This is a genomic window from Roseovarius sp. THAF9 (assembly GCF_009363715.1).
In the GTDB taxonomy this organism is placed as follows: Bacteria; Pseudomonadota; Alphaproteobacteria; order Rhodobacterales; family Rhodobacteraceae; genus Roseovarius.
Genome location: NZ_CP045404.1, coordinates 3,395,759 through 3,408,592 on the forward strand (window position 1 = coordinate 3,395,759; position 12,834 = coordinate 3,408,592).

Annotated in this window: 12 protein-coding genes; 9 read left to right on the forward strand and 3 right to left on the reverse strand. The window is 65.7% G+C overall.

Going from position 1 to position 12,834, the window contains the following annotated elements:
- Positions 1-44: 44 nt before the first annotated feature.
- The gene (gene smc / locus FIU86_RS16820; protein ID WP_152476136.1) at positions 45-3,500 is read right to left on the reverse strand and encodes a chromosome segregation protein SMC; all 3,456 of its coding nucleotides are present in this window, start codon (positions 3,498-3,500) and stop codon (positions 45-47) included.
- Positions 3,501-3,773: 273 nt separating this feature from the next.
- On the opposite strand from smc, the gene FIU86_RS16825 reads away from it, so the two are divergent.
- Both FIU86_RS16825 and FIU86_RS16830 read left to right on the forward strand, forming a co-directional pair.
- A complete protein-coding gene (locus FIU86_RS16825; RefSeq protein WP_152476137.1) occupies positions 3,774-4,277 on the forward strand; it encodes a hypothetical protein in 504 nt (167 codons plus the stop codon).
- 10 nt (positions 4,278-4,287) lie between these two features.
- The gene (locus tag FIU86_RS16830; protein WP_152476138.1) at positions 4,288-4,761 is read left to right on the forward strand and encodes a GNAT family N-acetyltransferase; all 474 of its coding nucleotides are present in this window, start codon (positions 4,288-4,290) and stop codon (positions 4,759-4,761) included.
- Here the strand turns inward: FIU86_RS16830 and FIU86_RS16835 are convergent.
- Positions 4,749-5,132: a hypothetical protein gene (locus tag FIU86_RS16835; protein ID WP_152476139.1), complete on the reverse strand. Its 384-nt coding sequence runs from the start codon at positions 5,130-5,132 to the stop codon at positions 4,749-4,751. The genes FIU86_RS16830 and FIU86_RS16835 overlap by 13 nt on opposite strands.
- 185 nt (positions 5,133-5,317) lie before the next feature.
- Between FIU86_RS16835 and FIU86_RS16840 the strand changes: the two genes are divergently transcribed.
- Positions 5,318-5,959 carry a PRC-barrel domain-containing protein gene (locus tag FIU86_RS16840; protein WP_254703869.1) on the forward strand — a complete coding sequence of 214 codons (642 nt, stop codon included), beginning with the start codon at positions 5,318-5,320 and terminating at the stop codon, positions 5,957-5,959.
- Positions 5,960-6,029: 70 nt separating this feature from the next.
- On the opposite strand, the gene FIU86_RS16845 is transcribed toward FIU86_RS16840, so the two are convergent.
- Positions 6,030-7,307: an FAD-binding oxidoreductase gene (locus FIU86_RS16845; RefSeq protein WP_254703870.1), complete on the reverse strand. Its 1,278-nt coding sequence runs from the start codon at positions 7,305-7,307 to the stop codon at positions 6,030-6,032.
- Positions 7,308-7,510: 203 nt separating this feature from the next.
- Here FIU86_RS16845 and FIU86_RS16850 point away from each other — a divergent pair, with 203 nt between their 5' ends.
- From FIU86_RS16850 to FIU86_RS16875, 6 genes are all read left to right on the forward strand, one after another.
- Complete coding sequence (locus FIU86_RS16850; protein WP_152476140.1) at positions 7,511-8,911, forward strand: selenium-binding protein SBP56-related protein; 1,401 nt, start codon at positions 7,511-7,513, stop codon at positions 8,909-8,911.
- 88 nt (positions 8,912-8,999) lie between these two features.
- Complete coding sequence (locus FIU86_RS16855) at positions 9,000-9,656, forward strand: hypothetical protein (RefSeq protein WP_152476141.1); 657 nt, start codon at positions 9,000-9,002, stop codon at positions 9,654-9,656.
- Positions 9,657-9,719: 63 nt separating this feature from the next.
- Entirely contained in the window at positions 9,720-10,067 is a 348-nt protein-coding gene (locus tag FIU86_RS16860) for a Lin0512 family protein (RefSeq protein ID WP_152476142.1), read from the forward strand.
- On the forward strand, positions 10,064-10,426 hold the full coding sequence (locus FIU86_RS16865; protein WP_152476143.1) for a Lin0512 family protein: 363 nt from the start codon (positions 10,064-10,066) through the stop codon (positions 10,424-10,426). The genes FIU86_RS16860 and FIU86_RS16865 overlap by 4 nt, the downstream gene beginning before the upstream one ends.
- Before the next feature lie 74 nt (positions 10,427-10,500).
- Entirely contained in the window at positions 10,501-11,268 is a 768-nt protein-coding gene (locus FIU86_RS16870) for an FCD domain-containing protein (protein ID WP_152476144.1), read from the forward strand.
- Between the two features lie 206 nt (positions 11,269-11,474).
- Positions 11,475-12,797: an NAD(P)-dependent oxidoreductase gene (locus FIU86_RS16875; RefSeq protein WP_152476145.1), complete on the forward strand. Its 1,323-nt coding sequence runs from the start codon at positions 11,475-11,477 to the stop codon at positions 12,795-12,797.
- The last annotated feature ends 37 nt before the right edge of the window (positions 12,798-12,834 follow it).

Here is a 12,834-nt window from a genome sequence, read left to right on the forward strand (position 1 = left end):
AGCGATGCAGGTTCAATCGTCGTAAGATCCTGACGACCGACGTCTCACGCCACCATTTGCTCCGCCTTCTTCAGGTCGACCGATACCAGCTGGCTGACCCCCTGCTCGCCCATCGTCACCCCGAAAAGACGGTCCATCCGGCTCATCGTCACCGCGTGGTGCGTGATGATCAGGAACCGCGTCTCGGTCCGGCGGCACATCTCGTCCAGCAGATCACAGAACCGGCCCACGTTCGCGTCGTCCAGGGGCGCGTCGACCTCGTCCAGCACGCAGATCGGCGCAGGGTTGGCCAGGAACACGGCAAAGATCAGCGCCAGCGCGGTCAGCGTCTGTTCACCCCCCGACAGCAGGCTCAGCGTGGCAAGCTTCTTGCCGGGCGGTTGGCACATGATCTCCAGCCCCGCCTCCAGCGGGTCGTCGCTCTCGACCATCACAAGGTTCGCCTCGCCACCGCCAAAGAGGTGCTTGAACAGCATCGAAAAGTTCGAATTCACCTGCTCGAACGCCGTCAGCAGCCGCTCGCGCCCCTCACGGTTCAACGACGCGATGCCATTGCGCAGGGTGCGGATCGCTTCCTCGAGATCGGACTTCTCATTAACCAGCGTGTCGTGCTCTTCCTGTACCTCGCGGGCGTCTTCCTCGGCCCGCAGGTTCACCGCGCCCAACGAATCGCGCTGGCGTTTCAGGCGATTCACGTCGGCCTCGATCGCGTCCGAGGCGGGCATGGTCTCGGGATCGGCCTGCAACGTCTCCAGCAGGTCCTCGGGCGAGCACTCCAGCTCCTCCTCGATCCGCGCCGCCGCCTGCCCTTGAGTTTCCCGCGCAGCTTCCGCCCGCGCCTCAGACCGCGCCCGCGCCTCGCGCGCCTCACCGGCCAGCCGCTCGGCATCACGCTCGTTCGCCACCGCCTCACGCGCCACGCCTTCGGCGTTCGACAGCGTTTCGGCAGCCTCGGCCCGCCGTGCCTCGGCCTTGGATATGTCCGCGCTCAATTCCTCGCGCTTGGCGGCCAGTTCACCCGGCTTCGCCCCGGCCTCCGCCAGCTCCGCTTCGCTCGCCTCTTTGCGCTCGGCCAGCTCCGCGCTCCGCGTCTTCGCCGTTTCCAGCCTGTGCCGCCAGCCCGACAATTCCTTGGTCACTTCCTGTGACCGCTTCAACCGCGCCTCGCCCTCGCGGCGCAGCTCGTCATGGGCCGAGCGTTTGGACATCATCGTCATCCGCGCCGCCTCGACCGTCATCTTGACGTCTTCGACCTCGGCGCGCGCGGTATCCAGATCACCCAGGTCGCCCATCGCCTTCTCGGCCTCGGCGAGCGTCTTGCGGGCGGCCAGCGCCTCTTCCTCATGGCGCTTCACCGCCAGCCCGAGGCTTTCCAGCTTGGACCCGGCCAGGCTCCGCTCCGCCTCGGCCCGGCTCAGCGCCCGGTTGGCCTCGGCCACCTTGCCATCGGCGGCGCGACGTGCCTCGCGCGCGGCCTTGTCCGCCTCGGTCAACTCCACCAGTCGTGCCTTCAGCGTCTCATGCGCCCGCTGCGCGCCCTCAGCCCGCGCGGTGGCATGGGACAATTGCTGTTTCAGTTCCTCCAGCCGGTTCAACTGTTCCAGCCGCAGCGCGGCGGCAGACGGCGCATCCTCGGCCCAGGCGCGGTAACCGTCCCAACGCCACAGATCACCCTCGACGCTGACCAGCCGCTGCCCCGGTTTCAGAAGCGCCTGCAACCGCGGCCCGTCATCCGGATCCACCAGCCCGATCTGCGCCATCCGCCGCGCCAGCACGCCAGGCACGTTCACATGAGCGCCAAGCGCCACGACCCCCTCAGGCAAGGTCTGCGCCTGGGCATACCCGTCCAGCGGCACCCAGCCCGACGGCCCGTCCGCGTCCACCTCCGGCGCGCGCAAGTCGTCGGCCAAGGCCGCGCCCAGCGCCTTTTCATAGCCCGAGGCCACCTGCACCGCGTCAAGGATCTGTCCGCCCTCGGCCGTGTCCCGTTCGAGCAACCGCGCCAGAGCCGACACTTCCGCAGACAGGGCACTCACCTCGCCCTCGGCCTCGGAGCGTTCGGCCCGCGCATCCGCCTCGCGCCCCTGCGCATCGGCCCGCGCGTCGTCTGCTGCAGTCAACGCAGTTTCAGCTGCCTGCGCCGCCTCGGTCGCGTCCTTCTCGGCTGTCTCGGCGGCCTCGAACTCTTCGCTCGCCCGCGTCACCGTGTATTGCGCCGCCTCCACCGCGTCCTTGGCGCGTGCCGCCTCGGCATCGGCCCGGTCGCGGGTCTTGCGGCTGTCGTCCACCAACCTTTGCGCCGACTGGTGCCGGGCCGCCAGCCTTGCTACATCCTCCGTCAGCTCCGACAGTTCGGTTTCCCGCGCCTGCAACACCTGGCTGGCATCCGCCGCTTCGGCGCTCGCCGCCTCCAGCTTGTCGTTATGCCCCTCTGCCGCCTTGGACAGTTCCTGCGCTTCCCATTCCAGCCGTTCGATCGTCTCGCCCGCGTCGCGGTTCAGGCTGTCCTCGCGCTCCATGTCGCGGGCCAGCTGCTCGATCCGGGATTGCAGCGTCTCGATCCGGTCCTTGGCCGCGGCTTCCTGCTCGGCCAGCGTGTCGCGGCTCACTTGCAACCGCTGCAACACCGCCGCCGCGATGGCCTCTTCCTCGCGCAGGGGCGGCAACGCCTCGTCCGCCCGCGCCCGCAACTTCGCCGCCTCGCGTGCCGCCGCCTCGGCCCGCGCCGCATCACTGGTCCGCTCGGTCAGCTCGCTCTGCGCATTGGCCCGCGCCAGGTCCGCTTCCTTCCAGCGACGATACAGCAACAGCCCCTCGGCCTGCCGCAACTCCTCGCCGATCTGCCGGTACCGCGCGGCCTGCTTGGCCTGCCGCGCCAGTTGCGCCAGCTGCGTCGCCAACTGTTCGATCACGTCATCGACGCGCGCGAGGTTGCTTTCCGCTCCCTTCAGCTTCAGCTCCGCCTCGTGCCGCCGCTGATACAGCCCGGAAATCCCCGCTGCCTCTTCCAGAATGCGCCGCCGCGCCGTTGGCTTGGCGTTGATCAGCTCCGAAATCTGCCCCTGCCGCACCAGCGCCGGCGAATGTGCACCGGTCGAGGCATCGGCAAACAGCATCTGCACGTCCCGCGCCCGCACATCCTTGCCGTTCACCTTGTAGGCGCTGCCCACGTCCCGCGTAATCCGCCGGATGATCTCAAGGTGATCCGCATCGTTGAACCCCGCCGGCGCCAAACGGTCGGAATTGTCCAGGTGGATGCTCACCTCGGCAAAGTTGCGCGCGGGCCGCGTGGCCGCCCCGGCAAAGATCACGTCTTCCATGCCGGAGCCACGCATCGATGTGGGCCGGTTCTCCCCCATCACCCAGCGCAACGCTTCCAGCAAGTTCGACTTGCCACAGCCGTTCGGCCCCACCACCCCGGTCAACCCGTCCTGGATGAACAGGTCGGTGGGGTCGACGAAGCTCTTGAACCCGGTCAATCTCAGCTTGGTGAACTGCACGGCACGTGTCCCTCTGGTCGGGCCGGATTGCTTGTTGGATGTGATTCCGGCCTTGGGAGGACATGCAAGCGCACCATCTTGCCCCCTGTCAACGGCAAACCCCTGCATATGGCGCAACACAGGCACTTATCCACAAGATATTGCGACCCCTGCGCAAGACTGAATGCTTTTTGATCTGTTTCGCCACGCGTGTCCTTGCGCATTATTGCGGCGTTCGCCCCGGGAACATATGCTGCCAAGCAGATCAGCATCGAAGCTACGGATAACCGCGCTATGTCCAACCCCATCGCCCTTCTCGTGGCCGGTCTCGTAGGCGGAGCCGGCCTGGGCGCGTTGGTCACCGCAACGGTGATCGACAGTCCCGCCATGTCGAAACAGGACATGTCCGATGGCATGGCCCACGACCACTCCGCGCATGACCACGGGCAGGGCGACGCCATGCACGACCACAAGATGGTCGAGGCCGGCGATCCCGCTCCCACCCTTGCCATCGAGGTCCATCCCGACGGACCGCAAAGCCGCAACCTGCATATCGTGACCACCAACTTCACCTTCGACCCCGAAGGCGTAAACGGCGAACACCGCCCCGGCCACGGCCACGCACATGTCTATATCAACGGCGTCAAACAGCCCCGCGCCTACAGCCCATGGGTCCAACTCGACGCGCTGCCCAAGGGCACGCACGAAATCCGTGTGACACTCAATGCCAACACCCACGGTCACCTCGCAACGGACGGCACACCGATCGAGGCCGTGACGACCGTGACCATAGACTAGACGGCCCACAATGCTCATCGTCGAAATCGCCAAACCGTCCAGTCCCGGTCCCCGCGCCCTGCTGGAACAAAGCCACGCCATGATGCGCGACCTCTTCCCGCCCGAGGACAATTACTTCCTGGACCTCGAAGAGTTGTGCGGCCCCGATATCCGCTTCTACGCCGCCCGCGACGGGGCCGAGACGCTGGGCACCGGGGCGCTGGCCCTCAAGCGCGGCTATGCCGAGGTGAAATCCATGTTCACGTCAGAAGCCGCCCGTGGCCGGGGCGTGGCCGCCGCGATCCTGCGCGCGCTGGAAGACGAGGCGCGGGGCGAAGACATCACCGTTCTGCGCCTGGAGACGGCCGAGGCGCTGGACGCCGCCATCCGCCTCTACGAACGTCACGGTTTTGCCCGCCGCGGCATTTTCGGCGATTACCGTCCGAACGCCACCAGCGTCTTCATGGAAAAGATCCTGTCCCCGGTGGCGGTTCAAAACGGGTAACAGATCAACTCGCCGCCACGCGCGTCCAGCTCGAACGCGTCGCATTCAAGATACGTCTCGCGCTGTCGTGGCACCGGGGCGCCCGCCCCGCAATCCAGCGTGGCCCACATCATCGCCTGGTCCCCGCGCAGCCGGTCCACCCGGCACCCGCTGACCCGCTCGATGGCCAGCACGGCGGGCACGCCCACGCTGGCCAGCCGCATTGCGGGGCGCTGGTTCAGCCGAATCGCTTCGGCGCGCCGCCCCGCCACGCGGATGTCGAAGACCGACGCGCCCAGCTTGACGCGCACCGGCGCGACCCCGGAAAACTCCGGGCTGGGCGTCCCGCAGGCGGCGATGGCAAGGACCGAAAGAAGCAAGAGCAGGCGCATGGCGCAAGTATCGCAGGATCTTGGTTAACAAACAGTGTTGGTTGGCTTTTCCCAGCCTCGCGAAACGCGAAACACCGCGTTTTGTTTCATCGCAAAAGCGCAATCTTTTTCACGCTTCCGCCGGAACGTAACAGGGGGTCGCAGACGTTGTCCCGGCAGATACAACATGACGAAGGAGAAACATCATGAAACTCATTGGTAGCACAGCCATCGCAATGGCCTTGGCCGCGACGACCGCATTTGCGGACGACCATGAAGAAATGGAAAACACCAGCGACTCGACGCAAGTCGAATCCTCGGGCGAAGCAAGCACGTCCGACAGCAGCGCCGACGCAAACGGCAGCATGCAGACCGAAGGCGACTCCGAACAGTCCGCCATGGATGACAGCGAATCGGACATGGACACCGAGCAGTCGGCCATGAACGACAGTGACAGCGGCATGAACTGGGACAAGTCCAGCGAAGAGATGAACCAGATGCAAGGCGAGCTGATCCGCAGCCGCGACATCACCGGTGGTGCAGTTTACACAACCAATGAGGCCAACGACGAAGGCGAAGGCTGGGATATGACCGAGTATGACGAAGTCAACTCGGAATGGAACCAGATCGGCGAGATCGAAGACCTCGTCATGTCGCAAGACGGCAAGCTGACCGGCATCGTCGTCGAAGTCGGCGGTTTCCTCGACATCGGTGACAAGCACGTTCTGCTGTCGGTCAAAGACGCCAAGCTCGTCCCCGTCGACGACATGAGCTACACCTTCGTGACACGCTTCAACGAAGAAGACATCGAAGCCATGAACGGCGTTGACGAAGCCTTCTGGAACTAAGTCGAGACATATCTCGCTTTTGCCGCCGCCCCTCGCCGGGCGGCGGTTTGCGTTTGCGCAACTGCTGGGCCTAAAAGCTCTTCCAAAGCTGATGCGCCACGAACCCAGCGCGCATCGCGCCGGTTTTCACCGCTTTGAATGGCACACGCTTCAGATCACTCATCGGTACCGGCAGGTCCGCCGGATCCCCGCCCGCGATCAGCTCCGCCATGCACTGCCCGAACACCGTCCCGGTCGTGATCCCCCGCCCGTTATACCCGATCGGCGTCAGCACACCGGCCGCCAGCCGGATGATCCGCGGCAAGTGATCGGGCGTCATCGCGATCTGCCCGTGCCAGGCCACCTCGAACCTCACCGGCCCCAACTCCGGAAACAGCCGCTCCAGCCGTTTCGCCGCCCAGCGCCGAGACAAGCCCCGCCCGGCCTCCCCCACAACCGGACCCATCGACCCCAGAACGATCCGTCCTTTCGCGTCGCGCCGCAGGCTGGTCATGATCATCCCGGTGTCCCACACGCCCTGCCGCCCCGGCAGGACATGCGCCATCTCCGCCCCCAGCGGCGGCGTCGCCAATTGGAAGAACTCGATCGTCGTGAAGATATCGCGCAGCCCGGGCCACAGAGTGTCGGTATAGGCATTTGTCGCCAGCACAACGTGCTCCGCGCGCACGATGCCGCGATCTGTCTCGATCACCCATGCCTCCCCGTCCCGTCGTAACGCATTCGCCCTCACGCCGGTATGCACCACCGCGCCGGCCCCCTGCGCCGCCCGCGCCAGCCCGCGCACATAGCCCATCGGGTTCACCGTCCCGGCGCGATGATCCAGCAAGCCGCCGTGAAACGCCCGCGTGCCCGTCCGCTCGGCCACCGCGTCGCGCGACAGCAGTTCCACCGGCGCACCCAGCCGTTGCCATTCCTCGTAGCGCTCCCGCAGGCCGCGCATGCCCTGTGCCGCATGGGCCGCATGAATGGTCCCCGTCCGCGTCACCTCGCACCGCATCTGGTGCATCTCTATCAGGTCGAACACCTGCCCCGGCGCGCTCCCGAACCGCTCGATGAATCGCGGCCCATAGGTGTCGCCCAACAGCTTGCGCACCTTGTCCGGCGGGTACCACACACCCGCATTCACCAGCCCCACATTGCGCCCCGACCCGCCAAAGCCGATCCGCTCGGCCTCCAGCACATGCGCCTGCATCCCCTTCTCGGCACAGTAAAGCGCGGTCGCCAGCCCGGTGTAGCCGCCCCCCACGATGGCCACGTCCGTCGTCACGTCGCCCGGCATCGGCGTGCCGCTCTCCGGCTCCTCCGCCGAATGATCCCAAAGGGATATGCCGGGTATGTCCCCTGTCACGGATGTCCTCTCATGGCCCGCCCATGCCGCGGCACCGTGAAACGCGGATGCAACGACGTCAATATCGCACCGCCCCCGCGCAGCCTCGCCGCGCCCAACGCGCGCGAGAAATAAAAATTGGCCGATCACCGATTCTGTGAGACGATTTTCTTCTGATGTGCGCAAAACCGGAACAGCGTCCGCACCCAAGGGAGGAATTGCAGATGAACCTGAGACCAGACCCAACCTTCTACCCGACTCCGAAAATGGCGATGGAGGCCCCCGCCGAGAAACTCGCCTTCACCCTCATGCTCTGCCCCGACGGCAGCCAGCCCGACGGCCTCGCCATCGTCGATGTCGACCCAAGCTCCAAGACCTATTCCCAGATCGTCCACCAGGTGATCATGCCGAACAAGGGCGACGAGTTTCACCATTTCGGCTGGAACGCCTGTTCCTCGTCTCTCTCGCCGCTCTCTGGTCACGCCTTCCTCGAACGGCGCTACCTGATCATCCCCGGCATCCGCTCCTCGCGGATCTACGTGATCGACGTCAAGGAACCGCTAGAGGCCAAGATCCACAAGATCATCGAGCCCGAGGAAGTCTTCGAGAAAACCGGCTATTCCCGCCCCCACACCATCCATTGCGGCCCCGAAGGCATCTATGTCTCCACCCTGGGCGGCGGCGGGAAGGACGGTACCGACGGCCCTCCGGGCATCTTCATCATGGATTGCGAAACCTTCGAGATCCTCGGCCGCTATGAGATGGACCGCGGCAAACAGGACAAGCACTACGATTTCTGGTGGAACCTGCCGCGCGACTACATGGTCAGCTCTGAATGGGGCCTGCCCCCGCAATTCGAGAACGGCATCGTCGCCGAGGATCTGCTTTCCAACAAGTACGGCCATTCGATACATTTCTGGAACCTGCGCCAGCGCAAGAACGTCCAGACAATCGACTTGGGCGAGAACCACCAGATGGCGCTCGAAATCCGTCCGGCCCACGACCCGGGCAAGGATTACGGCTTCTGCGGCGTGGTGGTGGACACCACCAACCTCCAAGGCTCGATCTTCACGTGGTGGCAAAAGGACGACGGCACGTTCGAGGCGAAGAAAACGATCACCATCGACCCGCGCCCCGAGAAACCGGAAAACCTGCCGCCCCTCCTGCAAGGGTTCGAGGCCGTGCCACCACTGGTCACGGATATCGACCTCAGCCTCGACGACCGCTTCCTCTACGTCGCCTGCTGGGGCATGGGCGAGATGCATCAATACGACGTCTCCGACCCGTTCAACCCGAAGCTCGCCGGCAAGGTCGAACTGGGCGGCATCGCCCGAGGCACCAAGCACCCCAACGGCCAGCCTTTCGCCTACGGCCCGCAAATGGTCGAGATCAGCCGCGACGGCAAGCGCGTCTACTGGACCAACTCGCTCTACTCCACGTGGGACGACCAGTTCTACCCGGATGACCAAGGCGGCCAGATGGTCATGGCCAATGTCGGCGAAACCGGCGGGCTGGAACTGGACAAGGACTTCTACCTGTCCTTCCCCGAAGGCTATCGCAGCCACCAGATCCGGCTCGAGGGCGGCGACTGCTCCACCGACAGCTTCTGCTATCCTTCGGTCTGATCCATGCAAAACGGCGTCCCGGGCTTGACCCGGGACCTCCGTTCCAAAGGCACGAGGCCCCGGGTCAAGCCCGGGGCGGGCATTCCTCATGACCGCTGAACTCTCCACGACAGCGGCCCTGTGGTGGGCCGTCCTCGCCTCGGGGCTTTACCATGGCGTCAACCCCGGCATGGGCTGGCCCCTCGCCGTGTCCTCGGCCCTGATGGAGCGCCGCCAATCCAGCCTCTTCAAGGCGCTCGCCGCCCTCGCCCTCGGCCACCTCGCGGCGATGACGGCGATCCTCCTGCCCTTCACGGCCCTTCTGTGGCTGTCCGAATGGCAGACCGTCCTCCAGACAGGCGCCGCCCTCTTGGTCATCGCGCTCGGGATCTACCTGCTGATCAACCGCCGCCACCCGCGCTTTCTCGCCCGCGTCCCGCCCTCGCGCCTCGCGCTCTGGTCCTTCCTCGTGGCCATGGCCCACGGCGCCGGCCTCATGCTGGTGCCGATCTATCTCGGCATCTGCGAAACGACCGAGGCCGGACACACCGCCGCCGACACGCTCATGCGCGGCACGCTCTCCACCGCACTGCTGGTGGCGCTGGCCCATACCGCTGCCATGATCCTTTCCGGCGGTGCGCTGGCGCTTGGCACCTACCATTGGCTCGGCCTGAAATTCCTTCAGAAATCATGGTTCAACCTCGATGTCCTCTGGGCGCTCAGTCTCATCCTCGTCGGCCTCCTCGCCCTCCTGCTGACCCACTGACGCCTTGCATTTTCACCGTTCCAAAAATACTCAAATCCCAACGCCACCCACGGGAGCCTCCACATGCCCAAAACGCGCCTTCTCACCGAATTCGGCATCGGCTCGTCCCTGCGCCACCGCGACTACACCGCCGCCGCCCGCCGCGCGTTGCAGGATGCGCTCTGGCGGAACTCCATCAACCTCGCGGAACTCTTCGGCCAGCCCAAGGAGGCGATGATCATCGACGTCGAAATCGCCGCGCAGGACCCCGGCGCCGTCGACACCACGGCATTGGCGGACGTCTTCCCCTACGGCCAGGTCACCGTCACCGCCCACAAGGGCGGCCTTGACGTGCCCCGCCCCGACGGCGAGCCCACCGTCATCGTCAACGCCGCCATCAATGTCAGCCTGAACCTGGAGCCCGCCCAATGACTGATCACCGCTTCATCATCGAAATGGGCATGGGCAACGACCAGTACGGCATGGACTATCAAAAGGCCGCCGCCCGCGCGATCGAATCCGCCATCCGTCGCTCGGCCATCCCGATGTATTCGACGACCGCGCTCGACCCGTCGCAGATGCGCGTAGAGGTCACAATCGGCGTGCAGGAACCCGATAAGCTCGACGCCGATGCGCTCGCCGCCTGCCTGCCCCGCGGAAACGCCACCGTCACCGCCACGTTCGGCGGGCACAACGTGGTGAACCCCGACACCGGCGACACAATTGTCATCGCCACGGCGGCGGTCGAGGCATTCCTGCCCGACCAATCGGACAACTACATCTCCGGCTAACCACGAACGGCCCGGCGCTTGCCCAATGTCGCCTCTGGTCATATGATTTGACCAATTCAATCCAGAGGCGCCCCATGCCGTTCCAGAAAGTCACGCCGGAAAAACTCTCGCTCGCGGTCACCCGCCAGATCGAGAAACTGATCCTGCGCGGCATCCTGCGCCCCGGCGAACGCCTGCCCTCGGAACGCGAGCTTGCCGACCGCTTCGGCGTCTCGCGCCCCTCCCTGCGCGAGGCCGTGTCAGAGCTTCAGCAGAAAGGCCTGCTGACCACCCGCGCCGGCGCCGGCATCTTCGTGGCCGACGTTCTGGGCAGTGCCTTCTCCCCCGCGCTGATCGAGCTTTTCGCCAGCGATGACGAGGCCGTGTTCGACGTGATCGCCTTCCGCCGCGACATGGAAGGGCTGGCCGCCGAACGCGCCGCCCGGTTGGCCTCTGACACCGACCTGCAGGTCATCGCAGCCACCTTCGACCGCATGGAACAGGCCAAGGGCCGCGCCAACCCCGAACGCGAGGCCCGGCTCGATGCCGAGTTCCACATGGCCATCCTCGAGGCCAGCCACAACGTCGTGATGCTGCACATGATGCGCTCGATGTTCCAGCTGATGCAGGAGGGCGTTTTCTACAACCGGCAGGTCATGTTCAACCAGTCCACCACGCGCACCAGCCTGCTGGACCAGCACCGCGCCATCCGCGACGCCATCCTCGCCCGCGACCCCGTCGCGGCCCGCGCGGCGGTCGAGGCCCATCTCGATTTCATCGAACGGGCGCTGGCCGACCAGCGCAAGGCCGAGGCGCATGAGCATATCGCCCGCCAGCGGCTCGAACACGAGAATCGCCGCTGAACCCTCCCCGAACATCGTAGGGTGGGTGGTTCTGCGCAACGCGCAGGGTCACCCACCGCTGCGCCCTACGCCAAGCCCTTCAGCGCCTGTCGCGTCTACAAACGCGCCCCTTCAGCCGTGTTCACAAATCGCCTAAATTTTACCAATTGATAAAATTTTGATCTGTGCAATACTTTCCCCAAAGCGCACAGCCACTGGAGCCCTCCATGAGCCATTCCGCCCTGACCCCCGGCATCACCTCAGGCCGCCTGTCAGAGGACGACCTCGCCCGCAATTTCTCCGATCTGCACCCGCCGCTCGATCCGCATGAGGCGCTGGTGGCCGCCGACCGCTGCTATTTCTGCCACGACGCACCCTGCATCACGGCCTGCCCCACCGATATCGACATCCCGCTCTTCATCCGCCAGATTGCCACCGGCACGCCCGAGGCTGCGGCAAAGACGATCCTCGAACAGAACATTCTCGGCGGAATGTGCGCCCGCGTCTGCCCGACCGAGACGCTCTGCGAACAGGCCTGCGTGCGCGAAGCCGCCGAAGGCAAGCCCGTCCTGATCGGGCAACTCCAACGCTTCGCCACCGACACCCTGCAGGCCGCGGGCACGCATCCCTTTGCCCGTGCGCCCGAGACGGGCAAGTCGGTCGCCGTGGTGGGCGCGGGACCGGCCGGACTGGCCTGCGCCCATCGTCTGGCGATGCATGGCCATTCCGTCACGCTCTATGACGCCCGGCCAAAGCCCGGCGGCCTCAACGAATACGGCATCGCCGCCTACAAGACGGTCGACAGCTTCGCCGAGCGCGAGGTCGATTGGCTGCTTCAGATCGGCGGCATCACTCTAGAGAATGGCAAGGCCCTCGGGTCCGACCTAAGCCTCGACACCCTGCGCACCCAGTTCGACGCCGTCTTCCTCGGCATCGGGCTGGGCGGCGTCAATGCCCTCGGCCTCGACGGCGAGGACAAGACCGGCGTGCTCGACGCGGTCGATTTCATCTCCGACCTGCGCCAAGCCAGCGACCTGCGCGCATTGCAGATCGGTCGCGACGTCGTGGTAATCGGCGGCGGCATGACCGCTATCGACGCCGCCGTACAAGCCAAATTGCTGGGCGCGCTCAACGTCACGCTGGTCTATCGCCGGGGCCGCGACCGCATGAATGCCAGCGTCTTTGAACAGGACCTCGCCGCCTCCAAGGGCGTGCGCATCATCACGAATGCAACGCCCCGCGCCATCCACGGCAACGGCACAGTCCGCGAGATCGAGTTCGAATACACCGACGACGCCCTCACCCCCACGGGCGAGACCGTGCGCATCCCCGCCGACCAGGTCTTCAAGGCCATCGGACAGGCGCTCGCGGGCGACGCCCTGCCCGATCTCGACGGCCGCAAGATCGCCGTCACGGGCGCGGGCCGTACCTCCGTTTCGGGCGTCTGGGCCGGGGGCGACTGCGCCGCGGGCGGCGACGACCTGACAGTGACGGCGGTGGCCGAAGGGCGCGATGCCGCCGAAGACATCCATAAAAGCCTCGTTTCGTGATACACTGCGCACCATCCCGGTTCCGCAGGAGAAGCGC